We start from the raw sequence: 20,279 nt of genomic DNA, 5'->3' as shown, positions 1-20,279 counted from the left end.
GCCGGACGGACCGCTGTAAGGCTTGGGTACGGATACGGAAAAGTCTCTTCCGGCGGCGTCTGGGCGTCCGGTCGCGACGGGACGGGCGGGCTAGCTTCTCCGACATGATCAGGGAGGAGCCAGCATGAAACCGGACGACCGGATTCGTGTCATGGAGATAATCGCCCGGATGAACGTGAGCGGTCCCGCCACCCAGGTCACGGGGTTGTGCGAGCGGCTCAGCCCGGTGGAGTTCGACCACCGTCTCTACACCGGCTACGTGGACGGCGGCGAGGGCGACCATCTGCAGCTTCGCGACGCGACGATCCCGGTCCACCGGGTGCCGGGCCTCGGCCGGGCGATCAAACCGGCCGACGACTACCGCGCCCTGTTCGGGCTGGCGAACGCGATGCGCGAGTTCCGGCCGCACATCGTGCACACACGGACCACCAAGGCCGGCGCGCTGGGCCGCCTCGCGGCACGCCTGTCGGGCGCCGGCGCGGCGCGCGTGCACACCTATCACGGTCATCTCCTGGACGGTCAGCTCTCGCGCCTCCGCCGGGCCGTCTACACCCGCACCGAGCGCCGCCTCGCGTCCATGACCGACCGCATCGTCACGGTCGGCGCGCGGGTGCGCGACGACCTCCTCGCCGCCGGGATCGGCCGGCCCGAGCAGTACGTGGTCATCCCCCCGGGCACCCGTCTCGGCCCGCTTCCCGACCGCGCGCGGGCGAGGGCCGCGCTGGGGGTCCCGCTCGACGCGCCGGTCGTCGCGTACGTCGGGCGGCTGAAGAAGGCCAAGCGGCCGGACCGGCTCGCGGAGGTCGCCCGGGCGGTCCTGGCGCGGCTGCCCGGCGCGCGGTTCCTCGTGTGCGGCGGCGGCGAGCTCAAGGAGGAGCTGGAGCGGGCCGTCATGCCGATGTGGGACTCCTTCCGCCTGCTCGGGTGGCGGCGCGACGTCGAGACGGTGTACGCGGCGGCGGACGTGATGCTGCTCACCTCCGACAGCGAGGGCACGCCGCTCTCGCTCGTGGAGGCCGGCATGGCGGGGCTGCCCGCGGTGGCCACGCGGGTGGGCAGCGTGCCCGAGATCGTCGTGGACCGCCGCACGGGGTTCCTCACCGAGCCCGACGCGGACGAGATGGCCGACCACCTCGTGCGGCTGCTGGTGGATCCGGGCCTGACCCGGCGGATGGGCGAGTCGGCCCGCGCGTGGACCTGCCGGGCGTTCGGCGTGGACCGGCTGGTGGCCGACACCGAGGCGCTCTACCGCACGCTGCGCGGCGCGGCGCGGTCGGAGGTGGGCAGCCGGTGACGCCCCTTCTGACCTCCGCGCTCGCCGGGGCCGCCGGCTGCCTGCTCGCCGCCGCGGGCCTGCGCCCGGTCCGCCGTACGATCCCCTGCCTGGGCGGGATGACACTCGCGGCGGTGACGGCGGGTGCCACGGTGGCCGCCACGGCGGCGGCCCTCGGCCCGCCGGACCGGCGGGTGAGCGCGGTCCTGCTGGCCGCCGCGGCGGTGGCGCTGCTCGGCCTGATCGCGGACGTGGGCGCGCTGCCCCTCGCCACCCGCCTGGTCGTGGAGTCGGTGGCGGCGGGCGGCGTCGTGCTGTGCGGGGTGCAGGTCACGCTGACAGGCGACTGGCCCGACGGTCCGCTCAGCGTGATGTGGATCGTCGCGATGACCAACGCCCACGCGCTGCTCGACCGGCTCGGCGGCGCGCTCGCCGGGGTCGCCGCCGTCGCCGGGGCGGGTCTCGCCGCCGCGGCGCTCCTGCTCGCCGACCCGGCCCTCGCGGTGCCCGCGGCGGTCCTGTCCGGCGCCTGCCTGGGGTTCCTCCCGTACGGCAGGAGGCGCGGCAGGGGGCGGGGGAGGGTGCGTCTCGGGCCGTCCGCCGCGCTGTTCGCCGGGTTCGGCCTGACCTGCCTGGCGGTCGCGCTCGCCGCGGGACGCGGCCCGGCCGCGATGACGGCCGGGATGCTGGTTCCCGCGCTGGCGGTCGCGCTGGGAGCCGGGCTCTACGGCGTCCGCCCCCGGCGGTGGGCCGGGGGCGGACGGCGGGGCGCGCCCGGAGGTGTGCTCCGGGACGCGCGCCGGGACGCGCGTCAGGGCGTGCGCCGGGCCTGAGAGGCCGGCGCCTTGGGGCTCAGCGGCCGATGTTGGCCTCGTGGCCGATGGACAGGCCCGAGTCGACGTCGAAGAAGTGCAGGTTGTGGGTGTCGACGACGAGCTCGATGTCCTGACCGGGGCGGACGTGGCTGCGGGCGTTGACGCGGGCGGTCCACAGCGACTTGTCGCCGGTGAGCGGCAGCGACGTCTCCTCGTCGTCGCCGTCGTTCGCGGCGGCCACGGTGTCCTTGTGCTCGACCGGCGGGGCGTCGATCGTGAACAGGACGTTGATCTCCGAGCCGAGCTCCTCGGTGACGGTCGCCTTGACCGGGACGTGCGCCCAGCCGGCGCCGTTGCCGCTCGCGGAGCCGGAGTCCTCGAAGTCCGAGGGCCGGATGCCGAGGATGATCTTGCGGCCGATGTAGCGGTCGAGGCCCGGCTTCTCGGCGAAGGTCGAGTCGGGGACGGGCAGGCGGTAGCCGGCGAAGGCGACGGTCGCGCCGCCGTTGTCGCGGACCAGCTCGGCGTAGGCGAAGTTCATGGCCGGGGAGCCCATGAAGCCGGCGACGAACAGGTTGACCGGGTCGTCGAACAGGTTCTGCGGGGTGTCGACCTGCTGCAGAATGCCGTCGCGCAGGACGCAGACGCGGTCGCCGAGGGTCATGGCCTCGACCTGGTCGTGGGTGACGTACACCGTGGTGACGCCGAGGCGCTCGTGCATCTGGTTGAGCGAGGCGCGCATCGAGACGCGGAGCTTGGCGTCGAGGTTGGACAGCGGCTCGTCCATCAGGAAGGCCTGGGGCTCGCGGACGATGGCGCGGCCCATCGCGACGCGCTGGCGCTGACCACCGGACAGGGCGGCGGGCTTGCGCTTGAGGTACTGCTCCAGGCCGAGCATGCGGGCGGCGTCGTTGACCCGCTTCTGGATCTCCGACTTGGGCATCTTGCGCAGCTTGAGGCCGAAGGCGAGGTTCTCCTCGACCGTCATGTGGGGGTACAGCGCGTAGTTCTGGAAGACCATCGCGATGTCGCGGTCCTTCGGCGGAAGGTGGTTCACCACGCGGTCGCCGATGACGATCTCGCCGCCGCTGATGTCCTCCAGGCCGGCGATCATCCGCAGGGCGGTGGACTTGCCACATCCCGACGGGCCGACCAGCACCATGAACTCGCCGTCCTTGATCTCCAGGTTGAGGCCGTTGACGGCCTTCACCCCGCCCGCGTAGATCTTGTCGACACTGTTCAGAACGATAGAAGCCATGCCAGTCCTTCGCGCTTGCGAGTCAAGAGCAAGTGGATACGTTTTCATGACTGTCCCGTGAAATGCCGCCTATTGTCAAGATTTCGGTCACATGCCGGATGGAATCATGGTGGAATCGTTTCCATGAATGGTCCAGCGCAGCGGCGAATAACGATCAAGGAAGTGGCGGAGGCGGCGGGGGTCGGGGTGGCCACCGTGTCACGCGTCCTGTCAGGAGGCTCGGCGAGCCCCGAGACCCGGGAGAAGGTGTTCGCCGCCGCGGCCAGGCTCGACTACCGGCCGAGCGCGCTCGGGCGCAACCTGCGGCGCCAGCGGACCGGCGGCGTCGGGCTGCTGGTCCCCGACATCACCGACAGCTTCTACGCGCGCCTGGCCGACGGCGTGCTGTCGTGCGCCCGTTCGTACGGCGAGCCCGTGACGATCGGCGTCACCGGCGACGACCCCGAGCGGGAGGCCGAGCTGATCGGCGCGCTGATCGAGCAGAGCATGGACCGGCTCATCGCGGTGCCGTCGGGGGACGGCGACATGTGGGCGCCCGCGTTGCGGGCGGGGCTCAACGTCGTGTTCGCCGACCGGCGGGTGCGGACCGACGTGCCGAGCGTGGTGCCCGACGACCGGGCGGGCGTGCTCACGGCGGTGGAGTACCTCGCCGGGCTGGGCCACCGCAGGATCGCGTTCCTCGCCCGGCACGGGCAGTCGCAGCGGGTGGCCGCGTTCCTGAGCGCGGCGGCGTCGCTGGGGCTGCCGGTCGACCGCGACCTGGTCGTGCACGCGCGGGCGAGCCGCGACTCCGCCTACGCGGCCGCCGCCGGGCTGCTGCAGCACCACTCGGACGTCACGGCGGTCCTCGCGGGCGGCAACGTGCTCGGCGAGGCGGCCGTGCTGGCCGCCCGGGAGCTGGACGTGCGGATCCCCCGGGACGTGTCGCTCATCATGTTCGACGACGTGCCCTGGGCGGAGCTGTGCTCCCCGCCGCTGACGGTGATCGCCCAGCCCGCCCAGGACATCGGGTACCGCGCCGCCGAACTGGTGCTGCGGCAGGGGGGCCGCCGGCCTCCGGCGGTCACGCTGCCCACGCGGCTCGTCGTACGGGCGAGCTGCGGGCCCCGGGTCGCGCCGCGCCGGTCCTCCTGACGTCCGTCAGGAGACGACCTTCTCGATCGCCTCGGCGATCTCCGGCGACTCGGGCGCGACACGGGGGCGGAACCGGGCGACCACCTCGCCGTCGGCGGAGACGAGGAACTTCTCGAAGTTCCACTCCACGTCGCCCGCCGACCCCGAGGCGTCGGGGACGGCGGTGAGCTCGGCGAAGAGAGGGTGCCGTCCCGGGCCGTTGACCTCGGTCTTCTCCAGCAGCGGGAAGTCCACGCCGTACGTCGTGGAGCAGAACTCCACGATCTCCTCCGCCGAGCCGGGCTCCTGGCCCATGAACTGGTTGCAGGGCACGCCGACGACGGTGAAGTCGCGGCCGGCGTAGGCCCGCTGGAGGGCGACCAGGCCGCCGTACTGCGGGGTGAGGCCGCACTTGGAGGCGACGTTGACCACCAGCGCGGCCCGCCCGCCGAGCAGGCCGCCGATGGTCGTGGCCGTGCCGTCGATCGTGTTCACGGGGATCTCGAGAACGCTCATGTCCGCACCATACGTCCCGTCTTCCCCGCCGTGCCTCGCAGGGCCCCCTGATGCGCGCCGTGTCGTCCCGGTCGTCCCGCGCCTCTGGCCGACCGGTGCCCCTGGTTAACCTGCGCCCCTGGAGACGGTCGGCGTTGGGCGGCGGATCGGCAAAGAACCGTCCGCGGCGTGTCGCGAATGCCGCCGCCGGGGCGGGCCGCCGTATTTCAATCCGCGTGAGGACCCGTCGCGGTGCCCCCCGGAAGCTCTTCGTGATCCGGTGCGGGCCGAGCGGACGGCGACGCCCGCGCCACGGGCGTACGGCCGCGAAGGGCGCCGGCGCGCGCCCCTTCCGCACGCGACCCGATGACAAGGACCGATTTGGACAGCAACAGCGTTCTACGCAGCACAGTCGCCGCCGTCGTCGCGGCCGCCCTGACCGGTGGCGTGACCGGCAGCCTGGGCGTGAGCGGCAGCCTGGGCGTGAGCGGCGTCGCATGGGCCGGAGAGTCGGCCACCACTGAGTCGGCCAATGAGTCGGCCGGTGGGTCGGCGGCAGTGCCGGCCGGGCAGAACGCCCGTCAGATCACGCACCTCGGGGTGTGGACGATGCGGGCGGCGCCCGAGGCGCCGAGGTTCCGGGCGCCGGCGAAGGCGCTCAGCAAGGCCTACGCCTTCCGGCTTGTCACCCGCCGCACGTGGTCGGGCCAGGAGTTCCAGTGCCTGGACAGTCTCTGGACCAGGGAGAGCAACTGGGACCACCGGGCCTACAACTCCGGCTCCGGCGCCTACGGCATCCCGCAGGCGCTGCCCGGCGACAAGATGGGCTACGTCGCCCAGGACTGGCGGTTCAACCCGCAGACCCAGATCAGGTGGGGGCTGCGGTACATCAAGGGCCGTTACGGCTCGCCGTGCGGCGCGTGGGGCCACTTCCGGTCCCACAACTGGTACTGAACACCGGCGCGCGGGCCGGGGTCTCGTCAGGCGAGGCGGAGCACCAGGACCAGTGCTCCGGCCGCGGCGGCGAGCGCCCCGGCCCAGGCGACGCGGGCGTCCAGCCCGGAGCGGAGCGGGCGCCCGTGCCGCAGCGCCCGTTCCAGGGTGCGGTGCCGCAGCCCGGTGCGCAGGAGCAGGACGGCGCCGGCGAGCGCCACCACCCCGAAGGGGACGGCGAGGCCGGGCAGGTCGTCCCGCACCGCCGCTCCCGCCGCTCCGATGCCGGAGCCCGACATCAGGACCGCCGTCCGCACCCAGGCCAGCCGGGTCCGCTCGCCGTGCAGGCCCGGCCCGGGGCCGCCCCCGGACGTGGTCACGCGAGCACCCTCGGCACGAGGATGAGGAGCAGGGCGAGGAGGGCCACCCCGGCCACGCCGTACCCGAACATGGGCGCCAGGGCGGGCGGCGGGAGCGCGCGGTCCTCACGCAGCGCGCGGTCGATGTGCCGCCAGCGGGGATAGGCCGAGCCCGCCGCCAGGGCGGACAGCAGCACGAGCACGACGGCGAGCAGCGTGCGCACCCACGGGACGAAGACGCCTTCGGGCACGACCGCCATGGCGATGCCGCCCGCGCTCAGTGCGAGAGCGGTGCTGATCCAGGTGAGGAACGTGCGCTCGTTGGCGAGCACGAAGCGGGGGTCTGGCTCGTTCTCGTTCCCTCTCATAGGAGAACGCTAATTCTGCCCCTTTTCCGGCAGATTTCCCGGGTTGTGGCTATTTCCGGATCTCTTGGCCAGGCCCTCCGGCGGCCGGGTCAGATGCAGGCCTCGCTGACCTCGCGGAGGTACTTCGCGCCGTCGGTCGCCACCCTCTGCGCCGCGTCCACCGCAGCGTTGGCGTCGTCGACGTTCAGCTTCTGGAGGCTGTCGGCCAGTCCCTGCAGGGCGTCCCTGAGGCTGGTGTCGGCGGCCTTGTTCGCCATGTCCTCCAGGTCGGCGGCGCCGTCCTCGATCTTCTTGCGCATCGCGGCGGGATCGTCGGCGACCTTGCCGATCTCGCTGACCGTGCGGCTGATCACCTTCGTCGCTTCGGCGCACGACTGGGCCTTGTCCGCGGTCGCGCAGCCCGAGGCGAGCAGGACGGCGGCGGCGCAGGCGGCGGCGAGGGGGAGGAGTCGCATACCGATCACCCTACCCAACCGTCCCCCGATCGCCGCGGCTTCGCACGGCGGCGGTTCCCGCACCCTCCGCCCGTCCAGTGCCGCCGTGCCCGGCGCCGCTTCGGTGTTCGACGCCGCCGTCTGCGGCGCCGTTCTGCGCGGACGGCCACATGACGCCGGCGACGACGGCGCGGAAGCCCGCCGCCACCTCCCGGACGAAGACGGTCCCCGGCACCCCCACCCCGCGCAGCGCAGCGCCGTGGTCGGCCACGACCACGGCGACCACGCCGGCCAGCAGGGCCCACCACAGGGCCGCGGCCGCCGCCCGCGTCAGCCGGGACGACCTCCGGAAGGACCACTGCAGCCGGTCGCGGTGGAACGGCACGTGGCGAAGCTCGTCGGCGAGGATCCGGCCGGCGACCTCGGCGGCCAGCGGATCATCGGCGCCGTCGCGCACGGCCCGGTAGTAGGCCAGCGCGACCACCTCGGCGAGCATGAGGACCATCAACTCCATGCGCAGCCCGAGGAGCCGCCGCAGCCGGACGAAGACGGTGTCGGTCCAGTGACCCGGGAGGGTCGCCGCGCCCGCCGCCTCGATCAGCCGGGCCAGCAGGCGGGCGTGTTCGCGCTCCTCCGCGACGAACAGCCGGACCGCGGCCGCGTACACCGGGTCCCCGGCCCGGGCGGCCTTGCCCGTGAGGAAGGCCCCGTCGCCGTCCTCGCCCACCTGGAACCGCTGGAGGCTGCGCACCAGGGCGGGGTCCAGCCGCGCGCCCCGGCTCCAGTCGGGGTCGCCCCACGTACGGCGAAGCAGCGCGGCGCCCTCGAAGTCGCGCAACCAGTTCGTGAAGTCACCGATGTCGACCGTCATGGCCGGGAACCTACGGCCCGGGGATGCAGATTCCGGGGGCGGGTTTGTAGAGGTTTGAAGGAGAACGCGGCCGGGCCAGTCGAGTGGGGGTCATAGCATCTGCGGCATGGGATCGTGTGAACATCTGCTCGTGACCGCCGAGGCCGACGCGCTCACGCCGGAAGGCTGTCAGGAGTGCCTGAACCTCGGTATGCACTGGGTCCACCTGCGCAAGTGCCTGACCTGCGGCCACATCGGCTGCTGTGACTCCTCTCCCGGCAAGCACGCCACCGCCCACTACAAGGAGACGTCCCACCCGGTGGTCCGCTCCTACGAGCCGGGCGAGAACTGGCGCTGGTGCTACCTGGACCAGCGCCTCGGCCAGTAAGCCCGGGAGCCGCCCGGCGGCCGCTCAGCCGCGTTCGAGCGTCGCCTCCTCGAAGTCGAGTTCCTGCATCACCCGGTGGAGCACCTCGTCGTCGATGCGGCGCTCGTCGCGCAGCCGTACGAACACGTCGCGCTCGGCGGCGAGCATCTCCCGGCGCAGCCGCCGGTAGAGCGCGGCGGGCGTCTCCTCGCCCTCCGCGCCGGTGCCGCCGCCGAGCCGCTCCCAGGCGTGCATGGCCCGGCGCTCGGCGCGGGTGCGCAACTGGTCGACGACCTCCTCGTGGACGTCGCGCACGCCGTCGGAGGTGAGCTCCTCCAGCCGTGACAGCGCCGCCGACGCGGCGGCCTGCTGGGCGCCCGCCTCCGCCAGGTCGTCGGCGTACCGCTCCCTGGCGGTGGAGACCCCGAGCTTCCTGATCAGCCAGGGGAACGACAGGCCCTGCACGATCAGGGTGCCGACGACGACGGCGAACGTCAGGAACAGCAGCAGGTTGCGCTGGGGGAAGTCCTCGGGCAGGGCGAAGGCCGCGGCCAGCGACACCACCCCGCGCATCCCCGCCCAGCTCGTCACCACCACGTTCTGCCACGACGGCGTCTTCGGCTCCCGGGTGCGCACCCGCTTCGACAGCATCCGCGGGAGGTAGGTGCTGGGCGGCACCCAGGCGGCCCGCACGAGGACGACCACCAGGAACAGCACGACGGCGTACGTCGCGAGCCGCGCGGGCGGCTGGCCGTCCAGCCCGGCGAGGATCGGGCGCAGCTGCAGGCCGATCAGCGCGAACACGATGGACTCCAGCACCAGGTCGGCCACCCGCCAGACCGCCCCGGACAGCAGGCGCGTGCCGTACGAGCTCCGGCTGAGCTCGTGCCCCAGGTAGATCCCGACGATCACCACGGCGATCACGCCGGAGGCGTGCACGGCCTCGGCCGCCAGATAGGCGGCGTACGGCACGAGCAGCGAGACGCCGTTGGCGATCAGCGCGTCGTCGAGCCGCCGCAGCACGAGGCCCGCGATCCGCGCGATGGCGAGGCCGATGACGAGGCCGAGACCGGCGGCCAGGAGGAACTGCCCGCCGACGTCCAGCACTCCCCCGGCGGTGCCGGCGACGGCGCCCAGCGCGACCCGGTAGACGGTCAGCGCGGTGGCGTCGTTGAACAGGCTCTCGCCCACCAGGATGGTCAGCGCCCGCCGCGGCAGGCCGAGGCGGCGCCCGATGGCGACCGCGGACACCGCGTCGGGCGGCGCGATGATCGCGCCGAGCGCGAAGGCCGCGGCCAGGGGAAGCTGCGGCACCATCGCGTGCGTGACGAACCCGACCACCACGGTGGTCATCAGGACGAGCCCGACCGCGAGGAGCCCGACGGGCCGGGCGGCGTCGCGCAGCCGCAGATAGGAGCTGTCCAGCGCCGCCGAGTAGAGCATCGGCGGCAGGAAGACCAGCAGGACGATGTGCGGGTCCAGGCTGTAGTCGGGGACGCCGGGCAGGTAGGAGGCGGCCAGCCCGGCGACGACCAGGAGCAGCGGGGACGACCAGTCCCGCCATCGGGCCAGGGCGGCGACGGCGAGAGCGCCGGCGGGAAGAAGCAGGAACTGCAGTGCCGTTGAGGTGTCCATCAGAGGACGAGGTTACTTACAGCTGGAACCCCTGCCGACCACCGGCCCGTAAATCGGCCTACCAGCCCCGCGCGTCCTCCCAGTTCTCCTGACCGTCGTCCGGCCACTGGCCCGGGCTCTCCCCGGTGGTCCGCCCGGAACGCCGTCTTCCGTGGCGCTCGTGCTCCGCCTGCGGGTCGGGGCCCTGGCCCGCCGGCCACTGGTCCGGCCGCAGCCGCTCGCCCGTGTGGTAGAGCGGCGGTTCGTTCATGTACGGCCGGACGGAGCCGACGCCGAGGGGATCGTTCGGGTCGACCGCCGGGGGCTGCTGACGGGGGTCCGCCAGGGGCCCGGTCTGGGTCGCGGAGGACGCGACGAGGCGGTCCTGCGTGGGGGTCCCCCGGGCGACGAGCACGTCGTTGGGGCCGAGCGCGGGCGGGGCGGGGTGGGCCTCGGGGGCCGGGGCGGGCGGCGGCACCGGCGGGCGGGCGTACTGCCCCGTGCCGGGAAAGTCCGGATACTCGTAGTCGCCCTGGTAGTCACCCTCGTAGGTGCTCTGGTAAGTGCTCCGGTAGTCGCCGCGGGCCGGCTGCTCGGGGTAGCCCGCGTCGTGTCCCCGGTGGGCGTCCGGCGCGGCGTACCCGTTCTCGCCCCGCGCGTACGCGTCGTGGGCGGCGCCGTAGCCGTCCTGGGCCTGGCCGTAGGGGCGCTGCGGCGTGGCGTACGGATCGTCGGCCGTGTACGGATCGCGCGTGGCGTAGCCGTCTCCGGCCTGACCGGCGGCGTACCCGTCGGGCGGCGTGGCGTAGCCGTCCTGGGCCTGGGCCGCGTAGCCGTCCTGCGGCCGGGCGCCGTAGGGGTCGGCGGCCTGCGCCGGGTAGGCGTCCTGCGCCTGCGCGGCGTAGGGGTCCTGAGCGGGGTACGGGTCCTGAGCGGGGTACGCGTCCGCGGCCTGCGCGCCGTACGCGTCCCTGACCGGGGCGGCGTACGGGTCGTGGGCGGGATAGGGGTCCTGGGCCTGCGCGGCGTACGGGTCCGGGGCCGCGTAGGGGTCCTGGGCCGGATAGACGTCCCGGCTCTGGGCCTCCTGCTCCTGCCGCTGGGCGTGCGCCGGGTATGCCTCCCGGCCGGCGCCGGCGTAGCCGTCCTGGTCGGGCGCCTGCCGGGGGAAGGGCCCGGTGCCGGCGTCCTGGTCCGGGACGTCCTCCTCCGCGAACCCGTCGTCCAGGGTGTCGATCAGACGTCCCACGTCGTCCATGGGCATACGGAAACTGGCCGTGCACATCTCGCCCCGCCACAGACTCAGCACCAGCGTGCCGTCGTGCCAGGTGACCCTGAGCACGCGGTCCTGACCCCGTGCGTCGAAGAACACCTCGCCGAACGATGGCAATGGGACAACTTCCGACATGGCAGTCATAGTGCCTTTACCAGCCCTTTTTCGTCCACTCGATCCCGGGAACCCTGGCGCAACATCCGCTTCGTCCTCTTTGACCTCACTGGGAAGATCGCCGTTGACCTTGAGAGCACTGGTATCCAGTGTGCCATGCGGGCCGGGAGGGAGTTCCTGGAACGCCAGGATGTGGTGAACGCGGCACGCACGAGATGTCGGTGGCAGGGGGTAGCGTTCTGCCGTGCCAAAGGACCGTCCCGAGCTTCCGCCCGTCGAAGAACTCCTCACCGCCGCGGTGACCGCGGTGGGCGGCGTCGAGCGCCCGGGCCAGGTCAAGATGGCGCAGGCGGTGCGCGACGCCGTCGAGAGCGAGGAGCACCTGGCCGTGCAGGCGGGCACGGGCACCGGCAAGTCCCTGGCCTACCTGGTGCCCGCGATCAGGCACGCGGCCGAGAGCAAGAAGGCCGTGGTGGTGTCCACCGCCACCATCGCGCTGCAGCGCCAGCTCGTCGACCGCGACCTGCCCCGGCTGGCCGACGCCCTGGAGGGCCTGCTGCCGCACCGTCCCGAGTTCGCGATCCTCAAGGGGCGCCGCAACTACCTGTGCCGCCACAAGACGGCGGCGGGCATGCCCGAGGACGAGGACGACCAGCTCTTCGACCCGCGCGAGGTCAGCGCGACCGGCCGGATGGTGCAGCGGATCCAGGACTGGGCCGACGAGACCAAGACCGGAGACCGCGACGAGATCGTGCCGGGGGTCAGCGACCAGGCCTGGCGGCAGTTCTCGGTGACCGCCCGGGAGTGCCTGGGCGCCCAGCGCTGCCCCAGCGGCGCCGACTGCTTCGCCGAGCTCGCCCGGGAGCGGGCGGGCGAGGCCGACGTCGTGGTGACCAACCACGCGCTGCTCGCGATCGACGCGATGGAGGACTTCGCCGTCCTGCCCGAGCACGACGTGGTCGTCGTGGACGAGGCGCACGAGCTCGCCGACCGGGTCACCTCCGTGGTCACCGGCGAGCTGTCCGAGGCCACGGTGAGCCTGGCGGTGCGCCGGGCGGGACGGCTCGTCGAGCAGGGGGTGGCCGACCGGCTGCAGGAGGCGGGCGAGGACCTGCGCGCCCTGCTGGGCGCCGCGCCGCCCGGCCGCGTCGACACGCTGCCGCAGTCGCTCGGGCTGACGCTCTCTCTGGTGCGGGACGCCGCGTTCGCGTGCATCACGGCGCTCGGGCCGCGCAACAAGGACAAGGACGACCCGGAGAACGCCGGGCTGCGCAAGGCCGCCTTCACCGTGCTCGACGACGTCCACGACACCGCGCAGCGGATGCTCGACGCGTTCGGCCCGGCGGCCGGCGGGACCGGCTCGGGCCTCAGTGCCGACGACTCCGATGATCCGGATTCCAGGGCCTCGGACTCGGGGTCCTCAGGCACCCGGTCCTCAGTCACCCGGTCCTCAGGCACCGGGGCCGCGGCGTCCGGAGGGCCCACGGGCCGCGCGGGCGGCGACGCGGAGGCCGAGGAGATCCACCGGGCGGAGGTCGTCTGGCTGGAGGAGGGCCGCGGCCGCGTCCCGCCCACCCTGCGGGTCGCGCCGCTGTCGGTGGGCGGAATGCTGCGGGACAAGCTGTTCGGCGACCGGACCGTCGTCCTCACCAGCGCCACGCTCGCACTGGGCGGCACCTTCGACAGCCTGGCCCGGCAGTGGGGCCTGCGGCCGGGCGAGTGGACCGGCCTGGACGTCGGCTCGCCGTTCGACCACCCGCGCCGCGGCATCCTCTACGTCGCCACGCATCTCCCCCAGCCCGGCCGCGACGGCCTGCCGGAGGCGTACGTCGACGAGATCGCCGAGCTGATCGAGGCGGCGGGCGGGCGCACGCTCGGCCTGTTCTCCTCCATGCGGGCCGCCAAGGCCGCGACGGAGGCGCTGCGCGAACGGCTGGACGTGCCCCTGCTCTGCCAGGGCGACGACGCGACCGGGCAGCTCGTCAAGCAGTTCGCCGGAGACCCCGCCACCTGCCTGTTCGGCACGCTCTCCCTGTGGCAGGGCGTCGACGTGCCAGGGCCGTCGCTGACTTTGGTGATCATCGACCGGATCCCGTTCCCGCGCCCCGACGACCCGCTCGCCTCCGCGCGGCAGCGGCACGTCGCGGCCAAGGGAGGCAACGGCTTCATGGCGGTCGCGGCCACCCACGCCGCGCTGCTGCTGGCCCAGGGGGCGGGCCGCCTGCTGCGCTCGATGGACGACCGCGGCGTCGTCGCGGTGCTCGATCCCCGGCTGGCCACGGCCCGCTACAGCGGGTTCCTGCTGAACTCGCTGCCGCCCTACTGGCGCACCACCGACCCCGCAAAGGTCCGCGAGGCCCTGCGCCGCCTGACCGCCGACCTCTGACCTCCGAGCGGGACCCAGCGCCACCCGCACAACACCTCTGCCCCCGCACCGGCACCCCCGCGCGCGTGCAGCGCTCCCGAAGCACGCGCGGACGGCGTTCGAGAGCGGGACCGGCGGCCCAAGCCCCGCCGGGCGCTCTCCGCGATGCCTAGGCGCTGCCTCACATCCCCGTGATCGCGCCGAACGTCTCGCCCGCGTCGAGCCGCCGGACGAGGTCGAGCACGACGTGCGGCCCGCCGTTGGCGGCGACCCACCGGCTCACCCGGCACGCCGCCCGGGCATAGGTGGTCCGGTCGGCGCCGGCGGCCCGCAACCAGGCGTCCAGCGTCGCGGGCAGCGGGGCGTCCGTGCTCACGAGGCAGCGGTCGGCCGCGGTGCCCGGCGCGGTGCCCGGCGCGGTGTCGGGCTCGGCGCCCGGCGCGGTCTCGGGGGCGAGATACCGCGGGTCGCCGGAGACCAGGACGGCCAGGCCCTCGTCGAACCACTGCGGCACCTTTGCTCCCGAGTCAAGCCGGGCGTGCAGCTCGACGTGCGACATCTCGTGGGAGGCGATGACCGGGTCCACGCCCGAGGGCGACAGCATCACCGCGCGGTTCAGCACCGCGACGCCGCGCTCCCCGCCGCCGCCGATCCGCCGGTAGCAGCGGTCGCTGAGGCAGGCGAGGATCCGCGGAGCGGCCCGCCTGTCTCCATAGAAGTCGCGGACGCGCCGTTCCGCCTCCTCCACGGCCGAGACCACCTGCCGCTTCCGGTACGGCGGCAGGCCCTGTTCCGCGTAGACGTCCCCCGCCAGCCGTTCCAGTCCGTAACAGCCGGGGCAGGTGGCGGCGGCGACCGCGGGGTAGGCCACCGCCACGACAGCGGCCGCCGCGATCGGCAGAGCCACGAGCGCCGCGAGCAGCCATACCCGCCCGCGCCGGAACGCGCCGCCACGCGAGCCCGCGCGCCGCCACCTCGACGTCATCGTCAGGTGGTGAACGGGGGCAGGGGGCTGAGATCGGGGCGCTTGGGGGCGAGTCCGTCGCCCGAGGAGGTGCCGCGGAGTCTCCGGCCGATCCAGGGGCCGAAGTGCTCTCTGAGCCACTGGACGTCCTCCTGGCGCTTGGCCCTGGGGTCCACCGCCTCCCGGGGCGGCCAGGTCTTGCGCCAGTCGTCCTCGCCGGGCAGCCCGAGCACGTGCAGGACCCTCGCCGCGACCAGGCGGTGGCCTTCGGCGTTCATGTGCAGCCGGTCCCCGCACCAGGCCCGCCAGTCGCGCAGCCCCTGCATCGACCACATGTCCACCAGGTGGCAGCCGTACAGGTCGGCGATCGAGCGGACGTGCAGGTAGAAGATCGCGAACCGGCCGCGCACACGCCGCATGATGGGCGTGTCGCGGGGGTCGGTGCCGGTGAACAGCACGACGTCCGCGCCGGTGGCCCGCAGGTCGCGCACGGCCGCGGCGACCTTCTTGGCCATCCGGTCCGGATCGCTGCCGGGGCGGATGAGGTCGTTGCCGCCGGCGCAGAAGCTGATCAGGTCGGGCTTCATGTCGACGGCCAGGGGCACCTGGTCGGCGACGATCTGGTCGATCAGCTTCCCCCGCACGGCGAGGTTGGCGTAACGCAAGTCCGGCTCCAGCATCGCGAGCCGCTCGGCGACCCGGTCGGCCCAGCCCCGATAGCGGACCACCTCCCCCGGCGCCGGAGGCGGCGCGTCCGGGAGGGGGTCGCCCAGCCCTTCGGTGAAACTGTCTCCGACCGCCACGTACGACCGGTACCCCATGGACCCTTCTTTCGTCACTCGCCCATCTCGGCGATCGCACGCAGCGCCAGCTCGTACGACCGCATGCCGAACCCCGCGATCGTCCCGGTGGCCACCGCCGCCACGACCGAGGTGTGGCGGAACTCCTCCCGCGCGTTCGGGTTGGAGATGTGCACCTCCACCAGCGGCGCCGTACGCTGCGCGATCGCGTCGCGCAGGGCGTAGGAGTAGTGCGTGAACGCGGCGGGGTTGAGCACCACCGGGGTCTTGCTGTCGGCGGCCTCGTGGATCCAGCCGACCAGCTCGGCCTCGTCGTCGGTCTGCCTGACCTCGACCGACAGGCCCAGCTCGCGGCCGGCGTCGCGGCACAGGGCCGACAGGTCCTCGAAGGTCTGTGCGCCGTAGACGTCGGGCTCCCGGCTGCCGAGGCGCCCCAGGTTGGGGCCGTTCAGGACGAGCACCGGCCTCATCGGGCCACCTCCTGGTACGCCGCCTCCAGGAGCTCCTCGGAGGGGTTCTCCAGGCGGGCCGGCCTCGCGACGTCGTCGAGCACGACGAACCGCAGCACGGCTCCCCTGGCCTTCTTGTCCACCCGCATGTGCTCGCGCAGGCGCGGCCAGGCCCCGGCCCGGTAGGTGGAGGGCAGCCCGACCGACTCCAGGATGGAGCGCGTCCGGTCCACGAGGTCGCGGCCGACCCGGCCGTCGAGCCGGGACAGCTCGGCGGCGTAGACGAGCCCGATGGCCACCGCCTCGCCATGCCTGATGTGGTAGTCCTCGACCCGCTCGATCGCGTGGGCGAGGGTGTGGCCGTAGTTGAGGATCTCCCGCAGGCCGCTCTCCCGCAGATCGGCGCCCACGACGTCGGCCTTCACCCGGATCTTGCGCTCGACCAGCTCCCGGGTGTGCTCGCCCTCGGGGGTGCGGGCGCCGGCGGGATCGTCCTCTATGAGCAGCAGGATCGTCGGATCGGCGATGAACCCACCCTTGATGATCTCCGCGAGTCCCGCGACGTAGTCGTCGCGCGGCACGCTCGTCAGCGTGGCGAGGTCGCACAGCACGCCCTTGGGCGGGTGGAAGGACCCGACCAGGTTCTTGCCCTCGGGGGTGTTGATGCCGGTCTTGCCGCCGACGGCCGCGTCGACCATCGCCAGCAGCGTGGTCGGCACCTGGACGACCTGCACCCCGCGCAGCCACGTCGCCGCCGCGAACCCGGCCAGGTCGGTGGTCGCTCCCCCGCCGACTCCGACGACCGCGTCGGACCGGGTGATGCCGTAACGGCCGAAGGCCGACCACAGCTCGGCCGCGACGTGCACCGTCTTGGCCTCCTCGCCGTCCGGCACGGGCAGCGAGAGGACCTCCAGCCCGGCGGTCTCCAGCGCCTCGCGAACGGGCCGGGCGATCTCCGGCAGCCCGGCGGGGTGGATGACGGCGACCGTGCGGACCTTCGGGTCGAGCAGGCCCGGCAGCTCCGGCAGCACTCCGGCGCCGACCACGACGTCGTAGGGGCTCTCACCGCCGACGGTGATGCGGGTCGCGGTCACAGCGCCCCCTCGATCTCGGCCACGACGTCCTCCGGCTCGCGGTCGTCGGTCTTCACGACGACCGCGGCGAGCCGCTCGTAGATCGGGCGGCGCTCCTCCATCAGCGTCCGCAGGCGGCTGCGGGGGTTCAGCACGAGCAGCGGCCGGGCCGAGGCGAGGCCGACCCGCCTGACCGCCTGGTCGAGCCCGACCTGGAGGTAGACGACCCGGTGGCCGGCCAGCAGCTCCTGGGTGGCCTCGTGCAGGATCGCGCCGCCCCCGAGCGCGAGCACCCCGGGGTGATCGGCCAGCGCGGACCGCACGGCCTCCGCCTCCAGCTCGCGGAACCGCTCCTCGCCGTCCTCCACGAACACGTCGCTGACGGTCTTGCCCGCGGCGGCCTCGACGTCGGCGTCGGTGTCGCGGAACGGCAGGCCGAGACGGTCCCCGAGGAGCCGACCGACCGTTGACTTGCCCGAACCTGGCGGGCCGATGAGGACCGCGGCCGGGCCGTTGGACGCCGATTGCATGATCACTGACCTTATTACTTGATCACCAGGGAGGACAGGTAGCCCGCCAGGTTGCGCGCCACCTCTTCGACGGAGTCGCCGCCGAACTTCTCGACCGCCGCGTCCGCGAGCACCAGCGCGACCATGGCCTCGGCCACGATCCCGGCGGCCGGGACGGCGCACACGTCCGAGCGCTCGTGGTGGGCCTTGGCCGCCTCGCCGGTCAGCACGTCGACCGTGGCGAGCGCCCGGGGCACCGTGGAGATCGGCTTCATCGCCGCGCTGACCCGCAACGGCTCGCCGTTGGTCATGCCGCCCTCGACGCCACCGGCCCGGTTGGTGATCCGGCGGACGCCCTCGGCGGTGTTCTCGATCTCGTCGTGGGCCCGGGACCCGGGGCGGCGGGCGGTCTCGAAGCCGTCGCCGACCGCGACGCCCTTGATCGCCTGGATGCCCATCAGCGCGGCGGCGAGACGGGCGTCGAGGCGCCGGTCCCAGTGCGTGTAGCTGCCGAGGCCCGGCGGCAGGCCGTAGGCGACGACCTCGACCACCCCGCCGAGGGTGTCGCCGTCCTTGTGCGCCTTGTCGATCTCGGCGATCATCGCGGCGCTCCCGTCCGGGTCGAGGCAGCGCACCGGGTCGGCGTCCACCGCCTCCAGGTCGGCCGGGCCGGGGATCACGTCGCGGCGCGTGACGGCCTCGCCGATCGAGACCACGTGGCTGACGATGTCGACGCCGAGAGCCTGCTTGAGGAAGGAACGGGCGACCTGGCCCAGCGCCACGCGGGCGGCCGTCTCACGCGCGCTGGCCCGGTCGAGCACCGGCCGCGCGTCGTCGAAGCCGTACTTCTGCATGCCCGCGAGGTCGGCGTGGCCGGGACGCGGCCGGGACCGCGGCGCGTTGCGCGCCTGACCCTCCAGGACGGCCGGGTCCACCGGGTCGGCGGCCATCACGGTCTCCCACTTCGGCCATTCGGTGTTGCCGATGCGGATGGCGACGGGCGATCCGAGCGTGCGGCCGTGCCGTACGCCTCCGGAGATCGTCACCACGTCCTGCTCGAACTTCATCCGTGCCCCGCGGCCGTATCCGAGACGGCGGCGGCGCAGCGCCTCGTCGAGGTCGGCGGTGGTCACCGACACTCCGGCGGGGAGGCCTTCCAGGATCGCGAGAAGCTCGGGGCCGTGTGACTCCCCGGCGGTCAACCAGCGCAGCATGACGCCCAGTCTTCCATGTGCGCCCGACTGCGGCGTCACCCCGACACCCGTGTGCGCATCCCCGCACATCAGGCCAGGCCCACCCGGCCCGGTACGTCGTTCACAGTTGATCGGGCCGGATTCGTCAGAGACCGCGCGCCGGGCACGGCTCGTCATGCCCCGTTCGTGAGACACAGCGCGACCAGCGCGCCCGCGAGCATGAACGGGCCGAACGGGAACTCGGTCGTCCGGGTGGCCCTGCGCGCCAGGAGCAGTCCCACGGCGTACAGCGCGCCGAGCACCTGCCCGGCCATCCCGGCGACGATCACGGACTGCGTGCCGAGCGCGCCGGTCAACAGGCCGATCAGCCCGGCCAGCTTGACGTCGCCGAGCCCGAGACCGGCCGGGCGGATGAACCACAGCGCGGCGTAGACGGCCCCGAGCGCGCACCCCGACGCCAGGGCCGGCAGCAGGCGGCCCGACGGCGCGAGCAGGACCACCAGGATCGGGTACGACGGCAGCGTGATCGCGTCGGGCAGCCGCCAGGTCCTCCGGTCGATCTCCGCGAGCGCGGCGCCGGCCACCACGGCGTACGACCAGGCGGCCAGGACCCAGCCGTCGTGGACCCGCCAGGCGGCCAGCGCCGCGGCCAGCGCGGTCACGCCTTCGAGCAGGTACGGCGGGCGGGGCAGCGGCGCCGCGCGCACCGCCGACGCGAACGCGCGAACCACCTCGGCCCTGCGGCCGCCCGGCTCCACCCCGCCCCGCGTGCCCTCCTGCGATTCATCCCACGCCTCGGAGTGCGGGCCTGGCTCCGCCTCGGCCGGGCGACCGCCCGGCGCCACCCCGCCCCGCGCCTCGGGCTGCGTGTCGAATCCCGTGGCGAACGCCCGGGCGTACGCGCCCGCGACAAGGCCGAGGACGGCGGCGACGACGATGACGGGGAGGGACACGCGGCCGACCCTAACGCCCGTGCGCCGGACCCGCATGGTCCGAGCACGGCCCTGTGGACGGCCGCCCTCCTGTGGAGAACCGGAGGCGACCAGGCGCGGCGGGTGAGCCCCGCGCTGTGGGGTCAGGCGCGGCGGCGGTTCCACCAGCGGCGGCGGGGCGCGTCCTCATCGGCGCCGAACCGGGCGACCGTCGCGTCCGGCACCTCCCTGGTGAGGCGGTCGACGGCGCCGGCGTCGCGCCTCGCCTCCTCCACCGTCGCGAGAGCGTGCAGCATGCCGCCCTCGATCACGAAGGGGACCGGCCCGGCCACGTCCACGACCACGGCGGCGGCGTTCTCGTGGCGTGCGGCCTGGCACACCTGGGGGGCGGTCGCCTGCACCGGCCGGGCGTCCGCCCGCCACCGGCGCATCGGCTCGGCGCCGGTGAAGGCGAGCACCGCCTCACGGCCGTCCTTACCCACCAGTTTGGGGAGGGCCATCTCGCTCTCCTTCTCCTGGCGCAGGCCGTGCTCGCCGACCTCCGACTCGGTCAGCAGCGCGACCACGGGCACCAGCAGCCGGGTCCCGGCGAGCGCCGCCAGGACGTCGGCGGCGGTCGCCGTACCGGCCTCGAACGCCGACAGCGCCGCCGCCACGGCCGCGTCGGCGCCGCCCTCGTCGTCGGGGCGCAGGGGCTGCGGAATCGATGGCACGTCTCCCGACCCTAC

At 73.8% G+C, this 20,279-nt stretch carries 22 protein-coding genes; 6 read left to right on the top strand and 16 right to left on the bottom strand.

What is annotated here, in order from left to right; all coding sequences use genetic code 11:
• The first annotated feature begins 124 nt into the window (after positions 1–124).
• Both HHX40_RS08735 and HHX40_RS08730 read left to right on the top strand, forming a co-directional pair.
• Positions 125–1,294: a glycosyltransferase gene (locus HHX40_RS08735; protein WP_182880121.1), complete on the top strand. Its 1,170-nt coding sequence runs from the start codon at positions 125–127 to the stop codon at positions 1,292–1,294.
• On the top strand, positions 1,291–2,106 hold the full coding sequence (locus HHX40_RS08730) for a hypothetical protein (protein WP_182880120.1): 816 nt from the start codon (positions 1,291–1,293) through the stop codon (positions 2,104–2,106). Before HHX40_RS08735 ends, HHX40_RS08730 begins: the two co-directional genes overlap by 4 nt.
• Before the next feature lie 19 nt (positions 2,107–2,125).
• On the opposite strand, the gene HHX40_RS08725 is transcribed toward HHX40_RS08730, so the two are convergent.
• Positions 2,126–3,346, bottom strand: coding sequence for an ABC transporter ATP-binding protein (locus tag HHX40_RS08725; protein ID WP_182877019.1), 1,221 nt, complete (start codon positions 3,344–3,346; stop codon positions 2,126–2,128).
• Positions 3,347–3,469: 123 nt separating this feature from the next.
• On the opposite strand from HHX40_RS08725, the gene HHX40_RS08720 reads away from it, so the two are divergent.
• Positions 3,470–4,480, top strand: a complete 1,011-nt coding sequence (locus tag HHX40_RS08720) for a LacI family DNA-binding transcriptional regulator (protein ID WP_182880119.1) — start codon at positions 3,470–3,472, stop codon at positions 4,478–4,480.
• A 6-nt stretch (positions 4,481–4,486) separates the two neighbouring features.
• Here HHX40_RS08720 and HHX40_RS08715 read toward each other — a convergent pair whose 3' ends face one another.
• Entirely contained in the window at positions 4,487–4,975 is a 489-nt protein-coding gene (locus HHX40_RS08715; RefSeq protein WP_182880118.1) for a glutathione peroxidase, read from the bottom strand.
• Positions 4,976–5,335: 360 nt separating this feature from the next.
• Between HHX40_RS08715 and HHX40_RS08710 the strand changes: the two genes are divergently transcribed.
• Positions 5,336–5,908 carry a lytic transglycosylase domain-containing protein gene (locus HHX40_RS08710; protein ID WP_182880117.1) on the top strand — a complete coding sequence of 191 codons (573 nt, stop codon included), beginning with the start codon at positions 5,336–5,338 and terminating at the stop codon, positions 5,906–5,908.
• Between the two features lie 26 nt (positions 5,909–5,934).
• On the opposite strand, the gene HHX40_RS08705 is transcribed toward HHX40_RS08710, so the two are convergent.
• From HHX40_RS08705 to HHX40_RS08690, 4 genes are all read right to left on the bottom strand, one after another.
• A complete protein-coding gene (locus HHX40_RS08705; protein WP_182880116.1) occupies positions 5,935–6,267 on the bottom strand; it encodes a DUF202 domain-containing protein in 333 nt (110 codons plus the stop codon).
• Positions 6,264–6,614, bottom strand: a complete 351-nt coding sequence (locus tag HHX40_RS08700) for a YidH family protein (protein WP_117409482.1) — start codon at positions 6,612–6,614, stop codon at positions 6,264–6,266. The genes HHX40_RS08705 and HHX40_RS08700 overlap by 4 nt, the downstream gene beginning before the upstream one ends.
• A gap of 89 nt (positions 6,615–6,703) precedes the next feature.
• The gene (locus HHX40_RS08695; RefSeq protein WP_117409523.1) at positions 6,704–7,069 is read right to left on the bottom strand and encodes a hypothetical protein; all 366 of its coding nucleotides are present in this window, start codon (positions 7,067–7,069) and stop codon (positions 6,704–6,706) included.
• A 10-nt stretch (positions 7,070–7,079) separates the two neighbouring features.
• Positions 7,080–7,919, bottom strand: a complete 840-nt coding sequence (locus HHX40_RS08690; protein ID WP_220498869.1) for a ferritin-like domain-containing protein — start codon at positions 7,917–7,919, stop codon at positions 7,080–7,082.
• A gap of 106 nt (positions 7,920–8,025) precedes the next feature.
• Here HHX40_RS08690 and HHX40_RS08685 point away from each other — a divergent pair, with 106 nt between their 5' ends.
• The gene (locus HHX40_RS08685) at positions 8,026–8,286 is read left to right on the top strand and encodes a UBP-type zinc finger domain-containing protein (RefSeq protein ID WP_117409483.1); all 261 of its coding nucleotides are present in this window, start codon (positions 8,026–8,028) and stop codon (positions 8,284–8,286) included.
• Positions 8,287–8,310: 24 nt separating this feature from the next.
• On the opposite strand, the gene HHX40_RS08680 is transcribed toward HHX40_RS08685, so the two are convergent.
• Both HHX40_RS08680 and HHX40_RS08675 read right to left on the bottom strand, forming a co-directional pair.
• On the bottom strand, positions 8,311–9,900 hold the full coding sequence (locus HHX40_RS08680; RefSeq protein ID WP_182880115.1) for a Na+/H+ antiporter: 1,590 nt from the start codon (positions 9,898–9,900) through the stop codon (positions 8,311–8,313).
• Positions 9,901–9,958: 58 nt separating this feature from the next.
• Entirely contained in the window at positions 9,959–11,287 is a 1,329-nt protein-coding gene (locus HHX40_RS08675; protein WP_182880114.1) for a hypothetical protein, read from the bottom strand.
• A 223-nt stretch (positions 11,288–11,510) separates the two neighbouring features.
• Here HHX40_RS08675 and HHX40_RS08670 point away from each other — a divergent pair, with 223 nt between their 5' ends.
• Positions 11,511–13,652, top strand: a complete 2,142-nt coding sequence (locus tag HHX40_RS08670) for an ATP-dependent DNA helicase (protein ID WP_182880113.1) — start codon at positions 11,511–11,513, stop codon at positions 13,650–13,652.
• A gap of 160 nt (positions 13,653–13,812) precedes the next feature.
• Here HHX40_RS08670 and HHX40_RS08665 read toward each other — a convergent pair whose 3' ends face one another.
• From HHX40_RS08665 to HHX40_RS08630, 8 genes are all read right to left on the bottom strand, one after another.
• Entirely contained in the window at positions 13,813–14,616 is an 804-nt protein-coding gene (locus HHX40_RS08665) for a hypothetical protein (RefSeq protein ID WP_220498868.1), read from the bottom strand.
• A 2-nt stretch (positions 14,617–14,618) separates the two neighbouring features.
• On the bottom strand, positions 14,619–15,416 hold the full coding sequence (locus HHX40_RS08660; protein WP_182880112.1) for an SGNH/GDSL hydrolase family protein: 798 nt from the start codon (positions 15,414–15,416) through the stop codon (positions 14,619–14,621).
• Positions 15,417–15,430: 14 nt separating this feature from the next.
• The gene (gene aroQ / locus HHX40_RS08655; RefSeq protein WP_117409488.1) at positions 15,431–15,865 is read right to left on the bottom strand and encodes a type II 3-dehydroquinate dehydratase; all 435 of its coding nucleotides are present in this window, start codon (positions 15,863–15,865) and stop codon (positions 15,431–15,433) included.
• Positions 15,862–16,938, bottom strand: coding sequence for a 3-dehydroquinate synthase (aroB, locus tag HHX40_RS08650; RefSeq protein ID WP_182880111.1), 1,077 nt, complete (start codon positions 16,936–16,938; stop codon positions 15,862–15,864). Before aroB ends, aroQ begins: the two co-directional genes overlap by 4 nt.
• Positions 16,935–17,447: a shikimate kinase gene (locus HHX40_RS08645; protein WP_182880110.1), complete on the bottom strand. Its 513-nt coding sequence runs from the start codon at positions 17,445–17,447 to the stop codon at positions 16,935–16,937. The genes aroB and HHX40_RS08645 overlap by 4 nt, the downstream gene beginning before the upstream one ends.
• Before the next feature lie 14 nt (positions 17,448–17,461).
• The gene (gene aroC / locus HHX40_RS08640) at positions 17,462–18,640 is read right to left on the bottom strand and encodes a chorismate synthase (protein WP_220498867.1); all 1,179 of its coding nucleotides are present in this window, start codon (positions 18,638–18,640) and stop codon (positions 17,462–17,464) included.
• 152 nt (positions 18,641–18,792) lie between these two features.
• A complete protein-coding gene (locus tag HHX40_RS08635) occupies positions 18,793–19,572 on the bottom strand; it encodes a prepilin peptidase (RefSeq protein WP_182880109.1) in 780 nt (259 codons plus the stop codon).
• Between the two features lie 122 nt (positions 19,573–19,694).
• The gene (locus tag HHX40_RS08630; RefSeq protein WP_117409491.1) at positions 19,695–20,264 is read right to left on the bottom strand and encodes an SseB family protein; all 570 of its coding nucleotides are present in this window, start codon (positions 20,262–20,264) and stop codon (positions 19,695–19,697) included.
• Positions 20,265–20,279 lie beyond the last annotated feature (15 nt).

This window comes from Microbispora sp. H10949, assembly GCF_014161435.1.
GTDB classification, from domain to species: domain Bacteria; phylum Actinomycetota; class Actinomycetes; order Streptosporangiales; family Streptosporangiaceae; genus Microbispora; species Microbispora triticiradicis.
Note: the sequence above shows the minus strand (reverse complement) of the source record. Positions and strands in the feature narration are given on the sequence as shown.

Coding starts and splice junctions, on each gene's coding strand:
- HHX40_RS08665 (WP_220498868.1), bottom strand. CDS start 14,616: ATGACGTCGAGGTGGCGGCGCGCGGGCTCGCGTGGCGGCGCGTTCCGG.
- HHX40_RS08695 (WP_117409523.1), bottom strand. CDS start 7,069: ATGCGACTCCTCCCCCTCGCCGCCGCCTGCGCCGCCGCCGTCCTGCTC.
- HHX40_RS08700 (WP_117409482.1), bottom strand. CDS start 6,614: ATGAGAGGGAACGAGAACGAGCCAGACCCCCGCTTCGTGCTCGCCAAC.
- HHX40_RS08675 (WP_182880114.1), bottom strand. CDS start 11,287: ATGTCGGAAGTTGTCCCATTGCCATCGTTCGGCGAGGTGTTCTTCGAC.
- aroC (WP_220498867.1), bottom strand. CDS start 18,640: ATGCTGCGCTGGTTGACCGCCGGGGAGTCACACGGCCCCGAGCTTCTC.
- HHX40_RS08725 (WP_182877019.1), bottom strand. CDS start 3,346: ATGGCTTCTATCGTTCTGAACAGTGTCGACAAGATCTACGCGGGCGGG.
- HHX40_RS08715 (WP_182880118.1), bottom strand. CDS start 4,975: ATGAGCGTTCTCGAGATCCCCGTGAACACGATCGACGGCACGGCCACG.
- aroQ (WP_117409488.1), bottom strand. CDS start 15,865: ATGAGGCCGGTGCTCGTCCTGAACGGCCCCAACCTGGGGCGCCTCGGC.
- HHX40_RS08660 (WP_182880112.1), bottom strand. CDS start 15,416: ATGGGGTACCGGTCGTACGTGGCGGTCGGAGACAGTTTCACCGAAGGG.
- HHX40_RS08690 (WP_220498869.1), bottom strand. CDS start 7,919: ATGACGGTCGACATCGGTGACTTCACGAACTGGTTGCGCGACTTCGAG.
- HHX40_RS08735 (WP_182880121.1), top strand. CDS start 125: ATGAAACCGGACGACCGGATTCGTGTCATGGAGATAATCGCCCGGATG.
- HHX40_RS08685 (WP_117409483.1), top strand. CDS start 8,026: ATGGGATCGTGTGAACATCTGCTCGTGACCGCCGAGGCCGACGCGCTC.
- HHX40_RS08680 (WP_182880115.1), bottom strand. CDS start 9,900: ATGGACACCTCAACGGCACTGCAGTTCCTGCTTCTTCCCGCCGGCGCT.
- HHX40_RS08720 (WP_182880119.1), top strand. CDS start 3,470: ATGAATGGTCCAGCGCAGCGGCGAATAACGATCAAGGAAGTGGCGGAG.
- HHX40_RS08645 (WP_182880110.1), bottom strand. CDS start 17,447: ATGCAATCGGCGTCCAACGGCCCGGCCGCGGTCCTCATCGGCCCGCCA.